The 15263-nt window shown below is 62.7% G+C and carries 18 protein-coding genes and 1 pseudogene; 8 read left to right on the forward strand and 11 right to left on the reverse strand.

Going from position 1 to position 15263, the window contains the following annotated elements; all coding sequences use genetic code 11:
* The first annotated feature begins 171 nt into the window (after positions 1 to 171).
* The 6 genes from P9236_RS17000 (at position 172) to P9236_RS17025 (ending at position 4068) form a co-directional block, all read left to right on the forward strand.
* Positions 172 to 609 carry a DOPA 4,5-dioxygenase family protein gene (locus tag P9236_RS17000; RefSeq protein WP_278075797.1) on the forward strand — a complete coding sequence of 146 codons (438 nt, stop codon included), beginning with the start codon at positions 172 to 174 and terminating at the stop codon, positions 607 to 609.
* 110 nt (positions 610 to 719) lie between these two features.
* Positions 720 to 1601 carry a metal-dependent phosphohydrolase gene (locus tag P9236_RS17005; RefSeq protein ID WP_278075798.1) on the forward strand — a complete coding sequence of 294 codons (882 nt, stop codon included), beginning with the start codon at positions 720 to 722 and terminating at the stop codon, positions 1599 to 1601.
* Between the two features lie 16 nt (positions 1602 to 1617).
* The gene (locus tag P9236_RS17010; protein ID WP_278075799.1) at positions 1618 to 1881 is read left to right on the forward strand and encodes a DOPA 4,5-dioxygenase family protein; all 264 of its coding nucleotides are present in this window, start codon (positions 1618 to 1620) and stop codon (positions 1879 to 1881) included.
* Positions 1882 to 2221: 340 nt separating this feature from the next.
* Complete coding sequence (locus tag P9236_RS17015; RefSeq protein ID WP_278075800.1) at positions 2222 to 2626, forward strand: hypothetical protein; 405 nt, start codon at positions 2222 to 2224, stop codon at positions 2624 to 2626.
* Positions 2610 to 3872: a hypothetical protein gene (locus tag P9236_RS17020; RefSeq protein WP_278075801.1), complete on the forward strand. Its 1263-nt coding sequence runs from the start codon at positions 2610 to 2612 to the stop codon at positions 3870 to 3872. Before P9236_RS17015 ends, P9236_RS17020 begins: the two co-directional genes overlap by 17 nt.
* 40 nt (positions 3873 to 3912) lie before the next feature.
* Positions 3913 to 4068, forward strand: a complete 156-nt coding sequence (locus tag P9236_RS17025) for a DOPA 4,5-dioxygenase family protein (protein ID WP_278075802.1) — start codon at positions 3913 to 3915, stop codon at positions 4066 to 4068.
* Between the two features lie 89 nt (positions 4069 to 4157).
* On the opposite strand, the gene P9236_RS17030 is transcribed toward P9236_RS17025, so the two are convergent.
* Complete coding sequence (locus tag P9236_RS17030; RefSeq protein WP_278075803.1) at positions 4158 to 4868, reverse strand: hypothetical protein; 711 nt, start codon at positions 4866 to 4868, stop codon at positions 4158 to 4160.
* Positions 4869 to 5506: 638 nt separating this feature from the next.
* Here P9236_RS17030 and P9236_RS17035 point away from each other — a divergent pair.
* A pseudogene (locus P9236_RS17035) lies at positions 5507 to 5692 on the forward strand (DUF488 domain-containing protein); the annotation flags it as partial.
* A 33-nt stretch (positions 5693 to 5725) separates the two neighbouring features.
* On the opposite strand, the gene P9236_RS17040 reads toward P9236_RS17035, so the two are convergent.
* From P9236_RS17040 to P9236_RS17055, 4 genes are all read right to left on the reverse strand, one after another.
* A complete protein-coding gene (locus tag P9236_RS17040) occupies positions 5726 to 5971 on the reverse strand; it encodes a MoaD/ThiS family protein (protein ID WP_278075804.1) in 246 nt (81 codons plus the stop codon).
* A 61-nt stretch (positions 5972 to 6032) separates the two neighbouring features.
* Entirely contained in the window at positions 6033 to 8297 is a 2265-nt protein-coding gene (locus tag P9236_RS17045) for a xanthine dehydrogenase family protein molybdopterin-binding subunit (protein ID WP_278075805.1), read from the reverse strand.
* Between the two features lie 3 nt (positions 8298 to 8300).
* Positions 8301 to 8777, reverse strand: coding sequence for a (2Fe-2S)-binding protein (locus tag P9236_RS17050; RefSeq protein ID WP_278075806.1), 477 nt, complete (start codon positions 8775 to 8777; stop codon positions 8301 to 8303).
* Positions 8777 to 9637 (reverse strand): xanthine dehydrogenase family protein subunit M, encoded by an 861-nt coding sequence (locus tag P9236_RS17055; protein ID WP_278075807.1) that lies wholly within the window; start codon positions 9635 to 9637, stop codon positions 8777 to 8779. The genes P9236_RS17050 and P9236_RS17055 overlap by 1 nt, the downstream gene beginning before the upstream one ends.
* 196 nt (positions 9638 to 9833) lie before the next feature.
* On the opposite strand from P9236_RS17055, the gene P9236_RS17060 reads away from it, so the two are divergent.
* On the forward strand, positions 9834 to 10703 hold the full coding sequence (locus P9236_RS17060) for a tetratricopeptide repeat protein (RefSeq protein WP_278075808.1): 870 nt from the start codon (positions 9834 to 9836) through the stop codon (positions 10701 to 10703).
* Here P9236_RS17060 and P9236_RS17065 read toward each other — a convergent pair.
* The 6 genes from P9236_RS17065 to P9236_RS17090 form a co-directional block, all read right to left on the reverse strand.
* Complete coding sequence (locus P9236_RS17065; RefSeq protein WP_278075809.1) at positions 10641 to 11357, reverse strand: hypothetical protein; 717 nt, start codon at positions 11355 to 11357, stop codon at positions 10641 to 10643. The two genes, P9236_RS17060 and P9236_RS17065, sit on opposite strands and share 63 nt — an antisense overlap.
* A 58-nt stretch (positions 11358 to 11415) precedes the next feature.
* On the reverse strand, positions 11416 to 12000 hold the full coding sequence (locus tag P9236_RS17070; RefSeq protein ID WP_278075810.1) for a TetR/AcrR family transcriptional regulator: 585 nt from the start codon (positions 11998 to 12000) through the stop codon (positions 11416 to 11418).
* 148 nt (positions 12001 to 12148) lie between these two features.
* On the reverse strand, positions 12149 to 12457 hold the full coding sequence (locus tag P9236_RS17075) for a cupredoxin family copper-binding protein (protein ID WP_278075811.1): 309 nt from the start codon (positions 12455 to 12457) through the stop codon (positions 12149 to 12151).
* The gene (locus tag P9236_RS17080) at positions 12454 to 12978 is read right to left on the reverse strand and encodes a DUF4142 domain-containing protein (RefSeq protein ID WP_278075812.1); all 525 of its coding nucleotides are present in this window, start codon (positions 12976 to 12978) and stop codon (positions 12454 to 12456) included. The genes P9236_RS17075 and P9236_RS17080 overlap by 4 nt, the downstream gene beginning before the upstream one ends.
* 325 nt (positions 12979 to 13303) lie before the next feature.
* Entirely contained in the window at positions 13304 to 14008 is a 705-nt protein-coding gene (locus P9236_RS17085) for an RNA polymerase sigma factor (protein ID WP_278075813.1), read from the reverse strand.
* Positions 14009 to 14098: 90 nt separating this feature from the next.
* On the reverse strand, positions 14099 to 15184 hold the full coding sequence (locus P9236_RS17090) for an HPP family protein (RefSeq protein WP_278075814.1): 1086 nt from the start codon (positions 15182 to 15184) through the stop codon (positions 14099 to 14101).
* Positions 15185 to 15263: the final 79 nt, after the last annotated feature.

The following is a 15263-nucleotide window of genomic DNA, read 5'->3' on the forward strand; positions in this document are numbered from 1 at the left end:
CCCCCCCCCCCCCCCCCCCCCCCCCCCCCCGGGCGCGGGGGCAGCGCTGCATTCGCGATTGTCCAGCCCTTGGGCATTACGCGCGTCGAGAAGTCAACGATTGTCCCTGCCAAGGCGTCCGTGCTTCGGCTAGAATTCCGCCGGGCGCGACACAATCGAAGAGGGAACATCGTGAACGAAGTCAGTCAAGTCAGTACCGGCTCTACCAGTCCAAGGCCGATTGCGGAGATCGCCAGCTACCACGCCCACATCTACTACGGCGGACCGGCCGAGCGGGAGCGTGCCGAATGGCTGCGCCAGCGCGTCGGCGAGCGTTTCCGCGTGCGCCTGGGCAACTGGCGCGACGAGCCGGTCGGCCCGCACCGGCAGGCCATGTACCAAGTTTCCTTCGCCAACGAGATTTTCGCGACGCTGGTTCCGTGGCTGATGCTGAACCACGGGGGCTTGAGCATCCTCATCCACCCCAACACCACCAACCCCAAGCGCGACCATCTTGTCGACCCGATCTGGATCGGCCGCCCGCTGGCGGTGAACGGCGAGGAGCTTGGCGAGGAGGACGAGGCGGAAGAGGCGCTGGAGGTGAATACCGAGCCGACGCTGGGGGCTTAGATCAGGGGCGGGCCTGGGGCCTTGGTCTGGCACAAATCTGCGGCGGAACCGTGCTAGGATATCCGCGCGGCGCGACTTGTCAGGCTTCCAAGCGGTCAGGAACGATTGTCATGCTCAATCCGATTTCCATCATGGCCAACCGGCTCGGCGACTATCTGTCGGAACTCTACCTCCAATATTTTTCGCATCGCAATCCGGAATATGCGAGCTACCTGGGCGGGGCGGCCCGCCTTGTCCTGGAGCGCATCGGCAGTTCGAACGCGCTCTATCACGACATCGAGCATACGCTGATGGTCACGCTCGCCGGCCAGCAGATCATCCGCGGCCGGCTGCTGTCGCAAGCCCTGACCCCCGAGGACTGGCTGCATTACACCTGCGCGCTGCTTGTCCACGACATCGGCATGGTGCATGGCGTGTGCGAGGGCGACACCGACGACAGCTTCGTCATCAACGAGGCCGGCGACCGCTGCACGCCGCCGCGCGGCGCCTCCGACGCGGTGCTTGGGCCCTATCATGTCGACCGCGCCAAGATGTATGTGCGCCAGCGTTTCAAGTCCTCGAAGTTCATCGACGAGGAGCGCATTGCCGCGGCGATCGAGATGACGCGCTTTCCGGTGCCGAAGGATCCGGCCTACCATGTCACCAACACCGAGCCGGCGCTGGTCAGGGCCGCGGACCTGATCGGCCAGCTCGCCGATCCCTTCTACCACCGCAAGCTGACGGCGCTGTTTGCCGAGTTCTCCGAGACCGGCATGGTGGAAAAGCTCGGCTGCCGGACCGCCGCCGATCTCGGCGCCATCTTCACCGATTTCTTCACGCTCGAGGTCGAGCCCTATATCGGCGACGCGCTGCGCTATCTGGAGCTGACGACCGAAGGCAAGCAGTGGATCGCCAACCTCCACAGCAACCTGTTCCAGTCCGGGCATCGCCCGGCCAGGATCGGTCCGTTCCCCGGCGCGCTGCAGCCGGCGAGCCTTTCGGCGGCAACTTAGGGCGGTTCGGCGTTTGATGGAAACCGGCGGGCGGTCGGCGCGCCACCAGGCCAGGTACCATGGTTCCTTCGTCACCGGGGTTTTCGCCACGCTCGTCCCTTGGCTGATGCCGAAATCACGAGGCCTCAGCATCCTCATCCACCCCAACACCACCAACCCCAAGCGCGACCATCTGGTCGGCCCGATCTGGATAGGGCGGGCGCTGGCGGTGAACGGCGAGGTTCTCGGAAACGAGGAGGAGGCGGAAGAGGCGCTGGAGGTGAATACGGGCCGACGATAGGGGTGTAGGGGAGCTTGTCGATCCGGCACTATCTGAAAGGGCGGAGTGTCCTGCACCGAAAACGGCTCGAATCGGTTTGAAGCTCCGCCCTGTTCCTCAGTGCGGCAGGCCAAGCTATTGGATACCTATGACCAGCCGCCGCCAATAGGCGGGCTAGCGTCCTATCCAGTCGAGAACTCTTTGTTTTAGCCCGACATTTCGCTAAAGGTGATTTCTAATCTGCTAGCCAACCGAAAGTCCCTATGATCTCGGCTCTCTGGCAGGGTGTCACTAGGGCGATCCCGCGCCGGGGCAGCTTGAGCCACAAATGGTCATGATAACGCCTATTGTTTGAGCGAAGATGCCCCGTCCGAAGCAAGTCCCCACCCGCCGGCCCTTGTCAGAAGAAGAGATTGAGGCCGCAAGTTATGTTGGCAGCAAGGAACACAAGGTGAAACGCTGGTGGGGTGGTTTGCCGGGCGCATGGGAGGATCAAAGCGGGAATGCTAGCAGACCCAAAAAGGAGCATACCACCGTTTGTCGCAAGATCACCGCCGAGGAGCGTGAAGAGGCCAGCCGATGGGTTCGTACTGCTCTTAGAGAGGGCCAGTATCGCTTTTTTGACGGTGACAAAATATATCCAAAGTATATCTGGTATAGAGATCAGCTGGGTCAGCACTGGTTTGGCTTCGCAGTAAACCAGGTGGCGGGTACCTATAAAGGGTGGCCGATCAGCGAGGCGGAGAAGAATGAAACATTCGATTGAGTGGCAGAACGAAGCTGTCAACGCAGCACCCGAAGAGCGCGCGACGGTCGGCGATGTTCGGATTTTTCTCAACGAGAAAAATGTGACTCTGCACATACTCCAGAATGTAACTAGTGATTCCGTAACTGTCGCGCTTTACGGGTTGATCAACGGGCTTGTGCATGACTGGTGGGCCATCTTTGGAGGACGTGACCGAGAAATTTCACTTCGAAAATATAGGGCTGGCTATCTGATCCCGGATATACGATTAAATTTTGATGGCCTGGCGTTCGAGATATCAGCCCATCAAAGCATCTACACTGATCCGGATCTTCGATTTTGGGGTGGGCCTCGTGAGGTACTTTCGCAAGAGGAGGGCAAGGCTTGGCTGTCGTCGTTGATCGAAGATGTGCTTGCGCGATTAGAAGATCGAGGCGTTCGTGAAACCGGTGCCGCTCTGCGATGGCATCGAGTCCAGTCGTCGTACCAATCCGGCGAGCTCGCTTTTTGCGAAGCAGCTGGAGCACTCGGGTTAGATCCTTATCAGATCGCTGATGGCACGGCTGATTTCATCGAGAGAGCCGAAGCGATTTTTGAGAGGGAGTCACTTGTCGAATTTACGTCGGGTTCTGCCGACATAGATCAGTCTCGACTGATCGCTTGGGTCGATCGCATGATGCGTATGAAAGGGCTAAGCTATAGGCTCTCCGAACTCCGGCCTATTGTTAATAAGGTTTCCAAGGATGTTCCTCTGGTTCCTGGGCAGCCAGCATGGGTCGTTGGTTATCGTCGAGCCAGAGCCGTACGAATAGAGCTTGGACTTAAACAGCATCATCGGTTTTCGTCTTTTATAGATCTTGCGCGGTTGCTTGGGTCGAACAAAAACTACATGCTTGCACCTAAGGTGGATGGTATAAGTGCATTGCGTCGGGAGGCGCAAAACGACATACACATCCACATCCGAAATCATGGAGACTTTAATGGTGCATCGGCGACCCATTTGTTCGCACTAGCGCGTGCGATCGGCGATGCTGCCTGTTTCCCCGAACCGCAGACTTCACCGATCAATCGTTTGCGCGACGCATACCGTCAAGCAGCCGGTCGTGCTTTTGCTGCCGAATTTCTTGCTCCGATCGAAGAGATTAGATCTATGCAGGGCGATGAGCGTGATGAATATTCGATTGCAAATGAGTTCGGGGTTTCACCTATGGTCATCGAACACCAAATTGAGAATAGAGAACGCATAGATCAGGCTTGTTTGACGTAGAATATTGGTTTGAAGCGAAGAGACGGAGTTGGCGGTTGGAGTGCTGAACCACGGAGGCTTGAGCATCCTTATCCACCCCAACACCACCAACCCCAAGCGCGACCATCTGGTCGACCCGATCTGGATCGGCCGAGCGCTTCCGGTGAAGGGGGGGTGCTTGGCGAGGAGGACGAGGCCGAAGAGGCGCTGGAGGTGAATACAGAGCCGACGCTGGGGGTGTAGGGGGCGGGCGCTGGCGATGTTCCATTGGCCTACGATCTACGGATTTGCCCTCAACTCCTTCGGCTATTCAGTTAGCGCTAATTGCTTCCTAAACGGTTGAGGAACAGACTTGGCCGGCTCCGCTTTCGCCGCTCTCAGGTATGTAGCCAAGGAAACCTTCAGCTTATCGCCCCAAGCCGGATCACGAACGTCATAGATTGCGACTCTTAGATGTCGAAGATCGAATGGAACATCCTCAAGTTGCCCCGTGGTGAAGACGACCGGCTTATTCGCAGCATGCGCCAACCCAAGTTCATAAAAAACATTGGCGTTCTTTCCAGTGAGGTCGGCAAGAAGTACTTTGGCTCGAGAAATTTGCTCCCAAATCTGTTCTATCACCGAGCCCGTAGAAAATAATTCATCAGCCCGAACCGGCTCAAGCCCTGCCTCTCTTATCGCCGGCACGTATATTTCACGGTAGTAAGTATCCATCCACTGTCCAAAGGGCATCATAACGAAACATGTGTCCAAGAACTGACGCCCTGAACTTCCGTCCTCGTGGCCGGGGACGTCGGGCTCGCGCGGCCGAAATTCGCTCTCAATGACCGGACCAGGATTCGTCCTGTCCGGCTGAAACGCGTGTAAGTAGTTCAAATTGCTTGTAAATACTTCAATGAAGGCCTTAACGCGTTCTCGCGGAATAGAAAATTCCCTGAAAAGAGTATTCTCAAAGAACTCATCTTCTGGTAGCTTTTTACCCTTGTAGAATTCTTCGACTTTCTTGAAGTCGTCCACACTTCGAAAAGCTCTTTGAAGTGCCCTTGGCCTCGCCGATGGAGAATTTGGTGCAACCACATCTTGGCCGATGTCAGTCAATGAAACAGTGGAAATCTTCCCTGATCCGGTTACCAGTCCGTACTGATTTGCAGACCTAAGCAAATCGAGAAATCGCCAGTCCGATGTGGAATTGTACCCGACTGCCTTCGAGAGCATATCAGGTTTAATCGGATTTCCGGCGTTTTGCTCTTCGATGGCGCGCGCGATCTTGATCGAATCCTCAAGAGTATTCTTTGGAAATGTCCATGGCGGGGGTGCTTTTTCCCTGGCTTTTCTGCCACGGATGCCTTCTCTGAGGGGGACAGTCTCTTTGGCGAAGACGTGCTCTTTCTCGATTTAAGCTCCCGCTGCTTGCCAGCCGGTTCCGATGGCGTTTTTAGCTGCTCCACATTTTGCAAGTTGGGTAGAGTTGGATTTCCAGTATCGTCCATGGCCTAACCCCCGAAACATAAGGTGAAATCTAGACGAGGTTCTCAAAGGAGTCGAGTGATGCCGAACGCGGGAAATGGCAGCTTGGGCGATCGACAATACTAGCCGAGAATTTCATAGGACGCCTCCATCCTTCCGGCTAGCGGCATGCCGACGGCAACTGGAGCGTTTACGAAAGACAGTTCACTCAGCTGATGGAAGGCCGAAAAATCGAAGAGCGCTTACGGCCAGACATGTTCGATGGAACATGCCTGCTGTGTTCTGAGGCGACGCCGCATTATTGTCACAGGCGCCTAGTCTGCGAATATCTAAACTCAAAATGGGGCTCGCCCCTCAAAGTGCGGCATCTGTAGCCACGCTTTCGCGGGAGTAGGTTTCAGGCCCCATCACCCCCCCGCCAGCCGCGGGAGCAGGAAAATCTCCGCTCCCTCCGGCAATTCCTTCGACCACGTATCCCTATAAATCGTCCCGTCGATCGAAACCGCTATCCCGCGGTCGATCAGGGGCTCGAGGCCGGGATACTGTTCCGAAAGTTTCCGGAACAGCTCCCTGATGTCCTTGGCCTCGACCTCGACCTTGCTCTGGCCTCCGGCGAGCGCGCCTAGCGATCCCCAGAGCGTGACTTCGACCATTATCCCCAGATCCTCATCGGGATGGTGATGCCAGCTGAAAGACGCTTCGCGCTTTTCAGCATCAGCCTTCCCGTTCCGCCTCCAGCGCCGCGAGAATGCGCGGCGGCGACATCGGGATGTGGCTCATGCGCACGCCGACCGCGTTCGACACCGCGTTGGCGATCGCCGCCAGCGGCGGCACGATCGAGGTCTCGCCGACGCCGCGCACCCCATAGGGGTGGTTGGGGTTGGGGATTTCCAGGATCTGCGTGTCGATCATCGGCAGGTCGGAGCAGACCGGGATGCGGTAGTCGAGGAAGCCGGGGTTCTGCAGCCGCCCGTCCTTGCCGTAGATATACTCCTCGTTGAGCGCCCAGCCGATGCCTTGCGCCGCACCCCCCTGATACTGGCCCTCGACATAGGTCGGGTGCACCGCCTTGCCGGCGTCCTGCACCACCGTGTAGCGGATCACCCTGGTCGAGCCGGTCTCGGGGTCGACCTCGACGTCGCAGATATGGGTGGCGAAGGAGACGCCCGCGCCGTCGGCGACGAGCTCGCTGTGGCCGGCGATCGGCCCGCCGGTCTTGCCGGACTGCGCCGCGATCTCCTTCAGCGACAGTTTGCCGAGATTGCCGTGCTTCTCGCCCTTGGCGACGGCGTGGCCGGCTTCCCAGGCGACGTCGTCGACCGGGATGTCCCACATCTGCGCCGCGCGCTCGCGCAGCACCTTGATCGCGTTGCGGGCGGCCGAGATGGTGGCCATCGAGGAGGAGAAGGTGCCGCGGCTGCCGTCGGTCATGTCGTTGTAGCCAAGCGAAGAGGTGTCGGCGACGATCGCCTTCACGTGGCTGTAGTCGATGCCGAGCTCTTCCGCCGCCACCAGCGACAGCGAGGCGCGGGAACCGCCGACGTCCACCGTGCCGACGGCCAAAGAGACCGAGCCGTCCATGCCGATGTTCAAATCGGTGCAGGTCTGGCCGCCGAAATTGAACCAGAAGCCGCAGGCCATGCCGCGCCCCTGGTTCGGGCCGAGCGGCGCGCGCATATGCGGATGCTCCTTCACCGCTTCCAGCGTCGGCCCGATGCCGATCGGGCCGTAGACCGGCCCGTAGGAGGCGCGCGTGCCTTCCTGCGCCGCGTTCTTGATGCGGAAGTCGACCGGGTCGATGCCGATCTCCTTGGCGAGCTCGTCGACCGCGCTTTCCACCGCGAAGGCCGCCATCGGCGCAGACGGCGCGCGATAGGCCGCCGTCTTCGGCCGGTTGACCAGCACCTCGTAGCCGACGGTCTTGACGTTCTCGAGCTTGTAGCAGGCAAAGGCCGTCATGGCGCCGATCTCCGCCCACATGCCGGCATAGGGGCCGCAGCTATAGCGCAGCGTCGCTTCCGCGGCGGTGATGGTGCCGTCCTTCCTGGCGCCGATCTTGACGTCGATCGAGGTGGCGCTGGTCGGGCCTGAGGCGCGGAACACCTCGTCGCGGGTCATCACCAGCTTCACCGGCCGGCCGGCCTTTCTTGACAGAGCAAGCGCCACCGGCTCGGCCCAGACATGGGTCTTGCCGCCGAAGCCGCCGCCGATCTCGGAAGAGGTGACGCGCAGCTTCGAGGCTTCCAGCCCCAGCAGCTGGGCGCAATGCTGGCGGTAGACGAAATGCCCCTGCGTGCAGACCCAAAGCTCCGCCGTGCCGTCGGGGTTGACGCTCGCCACGCAGGCATGCGGCTCGATATAGCCCTGGTGCGTCTGCTCGGTCTTGAAGGAGCGTTCGACGACGAAATCCGCCTGGGCGAAGCCCTGATGGACGTCGCCATGGCCGTATTGCGTGCGCTTGCAGACGTTAGAGGGCTTGACCGGCTTTTCCTCCAGCCCCTCGGTGAAGATGGCGTCGTTGATGAGCGGCGCGTGGTGGTTCATCGCCTCGTCGACGTCGGTCACATGCGGCAGCACCTCGTAGTCGACCTCGATCAGCTTCAGCGCCTGCCTTGCGGTGCGGGCGTCGATCGCGGCGACCGCGGCCACGGCATGGCCGTCATAGAGCGCCTTGGTGCGCGCCATGCAGTTGTCGAGGATGTCGAACATGGCGGCATCGCCGTCGGTGAGGTCGGGCAGGTCCTTCGCCGTGATCACCGCCTTCACGCCGGCGAGCTTTTCCGCCTTCGAGGTGTCGATCTTCCTGATCACCGCATGCGCGTGCGGGCTGCGTAAGATCCGGCCCACCAGTTGCCCGGCCATGTTGAAGTCGGCGCCGTAGCGGGCGCGTCCCGTCACCTTGTCGACGCCGTCGGGGCGGATCGGGCGCGTGCCGACGGAAGCGAATTTTCGGCCTGAAAAGCGCGGATCGAAATTCATGGCTTACGCTCCCTTCATCACGTTTGCCGCGTCCTGGACGGCGCGCACGATCTTGTCATAGCCGGTGCAGCGGCACAGGTTCCCGGCTAGCCCGAAGCGGATTTCCTCCTCGGTCGGGGAGGGGTTCTTCGCCAAAAGGTCCTTCGCCGCAATCAGGAAACCTGGCGTGCAGATGCCGCATTGCAACGCCGCGTGCTCCAGGAATTTCTGCTGCAGCGGATGCAGCTGGTCGCCATGGGCCATGCCCTCGATGGTCTCGATCTGGCGACCTTCGGCTTCCGCGCCCAGCACCAGGCAGGAGCACACCAGCCGGTCGTCGACGATGACGCTGCAGGCGCCGCAGTCGCCGGTGCCGCAGCCTTCCTTGGCGCCGGTCATGCCCAGCCGGTCGCGCAGCACTTCCAGCAGCGTCTCGTCGGGTTGGCAGAGATATTCGACGTGATCGCCGTTGATTGTCGTTGAAACCGCTACGCCGGCCATCACTTGCCTCCTGCACGCTTGTAGGCGAGCTCTGCGACCCGTTTGGCCAGCACGCCCGCGACTTTCCGTCTGAATTCGATGGTTCCGCGCTTGTCGTCGATCGGGCGGCAGGCGCCCGAGCACACCTTGGCGAGCCGCTCCAGCGTCGCCTCGTCCGGCCTCCTGCCGATGAGGACTTCCGCGGCCTCCTCGACCAGCAGCACCGTGGGTGCGGCGGCGCCCAGCGCCACGCGGGCCGATTTGATCACCCCTTGCTCATCTATGGTCAGGTCCACGCCGGCGCTCACCACCGCGATGTCCATCTCGGTGCGCGGAATGAAGCGCTGATAGGCGTCGCCGGAATGCGGGCCGCGCTTGTCGAGCAGGATCGCCTCGATGATCTCGCCCTTGGCCAGAGAGGTGCGGCCAGGCCCGGTCGGCACGCTCTCGACGGCGATGGTGCGCTTGCCCGAAGGCCCGGCCACCACCGCCTTGGCACCGGCCGCCACCAGCGCGGGTACGCTGTCGGCGGCGGGCGAGGCGTTGCAGAGATTGCCGACGATGGTGCAGCGTCCCTGCACCTGCTTGGAGCCGATCAGCTTCGCTGCCTCGACGACGCCGGGCCATGCCTTCTTCAGCGCCGCGTTCTCGCCCAGCACCGCGCAGGGCACCGCGGCGCCGATGCTGAAGCCGTCAGCCGTTTCCTTGATGTCGCTCAAGCCCTTGATCGTCTTGATGTCGACGATCAGCTCCGGCTCGATGAAGCCGCCCTTCATTCTCACCAGCAGGTCGCTGCCTCCGGCGAGGATAGCGGCCGGGCCGGTCGCGCCGGCCAGCAGGCCTGCGGCCTCTTCTATTGATTGCGGACGTATGTAGCGCATCGTCTCCCCTTGGTGGTCATGATCAGATCGACCGTTATAAAGACTCTCCTTATAATGACCATCCGCTTCCTGCGTTGCACCATCGAAGTCAGGTGCATTGCCCCAATTCCGGTCTATTTTTCCGAGCTTGGGCGAAGGAAACACGCGTTTGCGTTGAGCCGGCGGTCGGCGCCATCATGGAGGAAGCTTCATTTCAGTGACCGGCACCAGTCAAGGCGATAGCGACGATTTGATCCGCCGCGCGGTGGCCGCCTTCAATTCCGGCGATCACGGTCGGGCGATGGATCTGTGCGAGCGGGGCCTGAGGCAGCGCCCAGGCGATTCGGCGCTCTGCCATCTTCTGGCGGCTGTGTTGTTCGCCAGGGCGGACCTGCCGGGCGCTCGGATACGCATCGAGGCGAGCCTCTCCGCCCGTCCGGACAATGTGCCGGCCTTGATCCTGGCCTGCAGGATTGCCCGGGCCGAAGGCCGGTTCGAAGCAGCGTTGCAGTTCCTGGATCGCGCTGCAAGGCGGTCATCCCAGACGGAAATCCTCGTCGAGCGGGCACGCACCTTCGATCGGGCGGGCGATGCCTCGGCGGCGGTCGCTTCCTGGACGCTTGTCCTGCAACGCAATCCGAAATCCGACGAGGCAATGGCGCGTCTCGGGCGCCTTGCATGGGAGCGCGGCGCGCCCATCGAAGCGGAGGGCTTCCTCGAACGCGCCGTCGCCAGCAGCGGGCATCCGGCCGCGTGGTTCGACCTCGGGCTGGTGCGTCAGGACTTGCGCAAGTTCGGCGCCGCCGCCGAGGCCTATCGACACGTGCTGGAGATGAGTCCGGACTCCGCGGAAGCCGCGGTCAATCTGGGCGTCGTCCTGCAGGAAACCGGCGACCTCGACGGAGCAATGGCGGCCTATTCGCAAGCCTACCGCATCAGCCCATCGACCTTCGGCGTGATCGCCATGGCGCTCACCTCGGCGCCAAGCGGCCGGCTATGGCTCGATGAGGAAGCGCTGCGTCGCTCACTCGCCGGCGGCGCGCCCGCGCCTGGCGCGAAACCGCTTGCGGTAGACACCCGGCGTTGACAAGACGTCCTCGACCGTCCGCGCGTAGGCGACCTGCCTTTTTTCGTCGAACACTTCGTATTCCAGCCGCGGCGCGGCCCGCGGAACCGGAAAGCACTGCGCGACCGGAGTTCCCTTGCTGAGCACGCCGGAGAATTCGGGCTCTTTCCAGACCGCCGGGAAATTGATGCCGCCATCGCTGAAGCGGTCGCAATCCACCAGGCCCGTCACCAGCCTGAAGGGGAGATCCTCGCGATTGACCGGATGCGTCGCGAACAGCGACCAGCCGTCCTCGACCTCGATGGTCCAGAAGCTGTTGAATTTGAGAGCGGCCTGGACTGGGTCGGCAAACGGGCTGCCGGCGAGCTGCCCCGGCGTGTGGAAGCTCAGCGGCGCTCGCGGGTGATTTCGGGTGACGGGGTCCGGGATTTTCCAGTCCCAGGAAAACCTTCCCTTGTCGACGATGACGTCGCATGGCAGCAGGACCATGAAGCCATAGGTCATCGCGTCGACCACCGGCGGGCACTGCTTGAGCGTGCGAATATCGCGGCCATGGATCGCCGAGTAGGCCGTGGCGGGCATCGCGCGCAGCCAATCCGGCAGAGCGCCGCGCGCCGGAACCGGACGCGGCAAGTGCTCGACCAGCATCGGATCACATCTGAAAATGACGCGCATCGCCGCCTCCCGGCATTGCGATACCACGCCTGCCGGCTGCTATCCAAGCGGCGGCTGGTCAGTCTTTGTGTTGGGATCGCGCCCGCACCAGCGTCGCGGCGGCGTGACCGGCGGCCGTGATATAGTCGGGATCGTGGTGGATCAGCATGCTGGAAAAGGCACCGTCCATCAGAAGCACGATCTCGCGCGCCAGCATCTTCGGCTCGCGCACGCCATGGCTCGAAAGCTCGCCCGCCAGCCATTTTTCGAAATTGTTCTTGTGGCGGGAGCCGGCCTTCACCGCCGGATGGCCGGGCGTCGCGGCGAGCTCGGCGGCCGTGCGCAGGAAGCCGCAGCCCTTCCATTTGACGTGCCGCGCCACGCGCGCCAGGTGGGTGAAGATCGCTGCGACCTTCTTGTCGGCGCCGCCTTCCGCGGCTTCGAACCAGCCGGCCATCTGTTTGAGATTCGGCTGGTCGCGGCTGTCGAGATAGGCCGTGATCAGCTCGTCCTTGCTCTTGAAGTGGTAGTAGAGCGTGCGCTTGGTCAGCCCCGCCTTTTCCGCCACGGCGTCGACGCTGACGCGGCCGATGCCTTCGGCATAGAAGAGTTTCGCCGCCGCGTCGACGAGGCGCTTTCTGGTCGGATTGGCCTTTTCGCTCATCCGCGAAGTATACCGACCAGTGAATATACAAACAAGGAGAAAGCTGATCCCTTTGCGGCCGCCAGCCTGCTTGCGACGGTTCATGGATGCATGTCGCCCGGCCAAGCGAGGCGCGGCGCGCCGCGCTCGCGTTGGACCGGGCGGCGGATCAAGGCGAGACCTCGACATGACCCTTCATGTTGGGGTGGAAGCGGCAGAAATAATCGACCGCTCCCGGCTGCTTGAGCGTGACCTTCCCCTTCGACTTCGGCGGGATCATCACGTCCCAGCCGCCCTTCACCGTCGCGGTGTGGGCGATCACGTCCTTGTTCGTCCACTCGATCGTGTCGCCCACCTTGGCCTCGACGCTCGCCGGCGAGTAGACCAGCTTGTCGATCGTCACCTCGATCGTGGCGGCGAGCGCCGGCGAAGCGAGGAGCGCCAGCGTCAAGACGGCCGGGAGCAGGCTCCCCCTCATTTCAGCGCACCGGCGACATGTTCGGCGTGCTGCTCATGCCCTTGGAAGATCTTGAGCCCGGTCTCGAGCAGGCTCTTCAACTCGGCATTGCTGGCCGAGGGGATGAGCAGGGTTTCGAGCGCGCTGTCGACCTGCTTGTGGTAGGCCACCTCGTTCTCGATATAGGCCTTGTCGAAGGCGGCGCCCTTGAGCTTCGCCAGCTTCGCGCGCTCTTCCTTCGCCGCTTTGGTCAGAGCCTTGCTGGTATCATTGTCCTCAGGCTTGACCTTCAGCTTCTTCACCAGATCGAGCGCCTGCTTGTTCACAGCCTCATGATCGCGCTCCATGTCCTTAGCGAAGTCGACGACCTCCTTGGTCCTCGACTTCTTGATCGCCAGCTTTGCCGCCTCGATGTCGATCGTGCCGGCAGTGTAGGCGATGTGGGCGATCTGCGGGTCGGTCGGCTTCTCGGCGGCCTGTGCATAAGGCGCGGCGCTTACGAGGAGGAAGGCGGCGAGGGCCGCGGTCGGTCGGATAAACATGGCATCTCCTTCGCCCGGCACATCGGCAGCGGGCTTCATCTGGGGTTGACGGAGATTGGATGCGGAGAGGAGCGAAACGTTCCCGACATTCGAGTGCGGAGCGAGCATTCTACGCCGAGTTCCTTCACACCCCCTCTGGCCTGGCGGCCATCTCCCCCGCGCGGGGGAGATTGGCAGCTTTGCTGCAGGCGCTCCTCTTGCAGTGTTGGCAATTGGCGAAAGCGGCAGTGCCATCCGATCTCCCCCCTTGCGGAGGAGATGGCCGGCAGGCCAGAGTGGGGTGCTGTCCCGCTGCGCTTCGAGCGTCAGACCACGACGAAGCGCCTCAGCCCTCGAACCCCAGCCTCTTCATCACCGCTGCCGTCAGCCGCTCGCAGCGCCGGCCGGCGAACGGGAAGGCGTCGAGCAGCACCGGGCCGATCTCGTCGTCCAGCGCCTTGCGCACTAGGGCGCGCGCCCGGTGCAGCCTGGTTTTTACCGTCTCCGGCCGGATGCCCAGCAGCTCCGCCGTTTCCTCGATGCTCAGCCCCTCGATGACGCGGGCGACGAACACCGTGCGATAGACGTCGGGGAGGCTGTCGGTCGCCCGTTCGACGAGCCCGAGGATCTGTCGCTGCGCCATCGTCCGCTCCGGATCATCGCTTGGGTTCGAACCACTTTGATTCAGGGGAAACCGGATGATCTGCGCCTCCGGGTTTTCAGGCATCGCCACGACACGCTTTCGCTTGCGTAGCCGGCCGAGCGCCTCGTTGATGACGATGCGCGACAGCCAGGTGGCCAGGGAGGCATCGCCGCGAAAGGTCTCGAGGCCGGCGAAGGCGCGCATATACGCTTCCTGCACGATGTCCTCGGCCTCGGCGTCGTTGCGCACCACGCCGCGCGCGATGCGGTAGAGCCGCTGGTTATGCGTCTTGATGATCGAGCGGAAGGCGCCCGCCTCGCGGGCAAGCGCCCGGCGCACCAGCGCCATGTCGCCGGCGATAGCGTCCGCCGCCGAAATCGCGGCGGCCTGCAGTGCGGACTTTCTCATCGCGCCTCGATCTCCCGACAGGCGTTGCATCCGACAATTGGACGCGGCTGCCGGCAAAAGGTTCCCAGGCTTTTCCGGACCCGGCAGGCGCTATGCTACAGCTTTCAGCGGCGGCCTGTCTGCAGCCTGCACGCGCGCGGCGGCGGCCAGCAGGTCGGTCTGCGTGATCAGGCCGAGAATATGCCGCCCCGCATCGACGATCACCACGGCGTGGCTGTGGCCGTCCGTCAGCACCGGCAGTAGGCTCATCGCCGGCGTGTCGGGCGAGGCGGTGCCGGCCTTCGACATCACGCCCTTCACCGTGTCGGTCGCTTTCGTCAGCTCGCGCAGGCCGACGGCGCCGACGAGTTTCGCCTCGGCGTCGACCACCGGCAAGGTGCGGATGTTGTGGTCGAGAAGCTGCTTTCGCGCTTCGTCGGCGGTGGCGCTCTCCGGCACCGAGATCACGTCGCGGGACATGATGTCTTTGCAGAGCAACGTGCGGTGCGAACGCACCATCGCCTGCAGCTCGACCTGGCGCAGCAGCCTTTCGATGTCGTCGCGGTCGATGTCGAAGGTTTCGTCGAGCGCGGCAAGCGCGGCATCGACATCCTCGGGCCGAAAGCCGACGCGCTCCGCCGGCGGCCGGTCGGCGGTGCCGTGACTGTTGGCGGCGGGCTGATGCACATGCGGATAGTTGCGCCGCGACAGCTTGTGGAACAGGAAACCCAGCGTCACCAATATGATCGAGTTCAGCGCTACCGGCACGAAGGGGAACACGAAGCCGGCTGCGGCCACGGCAGGCCCGCCGAGCACGCCGGTGAGGGCCGCGGCGCCGCCCGGCGGATGCAGTGAGCGCGTAAACGACATGGCGGCAATGGCGAGCGCCACGGCGAGGCCGGAGGCGATCACCGGGTTGTGCACGAAATGCGCCACGGTCACGCCGACCAGCGCCGAGATCGTGTTGCCGCCGATGATCGACCAGGGCTGCGCCAGCGGGCTCGAAGGCACGGCAAACAACAGCACGGCGGATGCGCCCATCGGCGCCACCAGCATCGCCACATGCGGGCCGCTGCCCATGGCGAGCCCGCTGATCACACCGGTCAATGCGATGCCGATGGTGGCGCCGATGCAGGCGGTGAGCCGTTCGCGAAGCGTCGCGCCGGCAAGGATCGGAACGAAGAGGCGGAACGCCATGGCGGGTCCTGGGAAGAGTGGGTGATTTTGCGCTGCTCGCAATGCCGCCGAACCCACGCACTTGGAAGCCAAGCCAATC

It is taken from the genome of Mesorhizobium sp. WSM4884 (genome assembly GCF_029625675.1).
Lineage (GTDB): Bacteria > Pseudomonadota > Alphaproteobacteria > Rhizobiales > Rhizobiaceae > Mesorhizobium.

Coding starts and splice junctions, on each gene's coding strand:
- P9236_RS17005 (WP_278075798.1), top strand. CDS start 720: ATGCTCAATCCGATTTCCATCATGGCCAACCGGCTCGGCGACTATCTG.
- P9236_RS17040 (WP_278075804.1), bottom strand. CDS start 5,971: ATGGTCGAAGTCACGCTCTGGGGATCGCTAGGCGCGCTCGCCGGAGGC.
- P9236_RS17020 (WP_278075801.1), top strand. CDS start 2,610: ATGAAACATTCGATTGAGTGGCAGAACGAAGCTGTCAACGCAGCACCC.
- P9236_RS17015 (WP_278075800.1), top strand. CDS start 2,222: ATGCCCCGTCCGAAGCAAGTCCCCACCCGCCGGCCCTTGTCAGAAGAA.
- P9236_RS17075 (WP_278075811.1), bottom strand. CDS start 12,457: ATGAGGGGGAGCCTGCTCCCGGCCGTCTTGACGCTGGCGCTCCTCGCT.
- P9236_RS17010 (WP_278075799.1), top strand. CDS start 1,618: ATGGAAACCGGCGGGCGGTCGGCGCGCCACCAGGCCAGGTACCATGGT.
- P9236_RS17085 (WP_278075813.1), bottom strand. CDS start 14,008: ATGAGAAAGTCCGCACTGCAGGCCGCCGCGATTTCGGCGGCGGACGCT.
- P9236_RS17055 (WP_278075807.1), bottom strand. CDS start 9,637: ATGCGCTACATACGTCCGCAATCAATAGAAGAGGCCGCAGGCCTGCTG.
- P9236_RS17070 (WP_278075810.1), bottom strand. CDS start 12,000: ATGAGCGAAAAGGCCAATCCGACCAGAAAGCGCCTCGTCGACGCGGCG.
- P9236_RS17090 (WP_278075814.1), bottom strand. CDS start 15,184: ATGGCGTTCCGCCTCTTCGTTCCGATCCTTGCCGGCGCGACGCTTCGC.
- P9236_RS17050 (WP_278075806.1), bottom strand. CDS start 8,777: ATGGCCGGCGTAGCGGTTTCAACGACAATCAACGGCGATCACGTCGAA.
- P9236_RS17080 (WP_278075812.1), bottom strand. CDS start 12,978: ATGTTTATCCGACCGACCGCGGCCCTCGCCGCCTTCCTCCTCGTAAGC.
- P9236_RS17045 (WP_278075805.1), bottom strand. CDS start 8,297: ATGAATTTCGATCCGCGCTTTTCAGGCCGAAAATTCGCTTCCGTCGGC.
- P9236_RS17065 (WP_278075809.1), bottom strand. CDS start 11,357: ATGCGCGTCATTTTCAGATGTGATCCGATGCTGGTCGAGCACTTGCCG.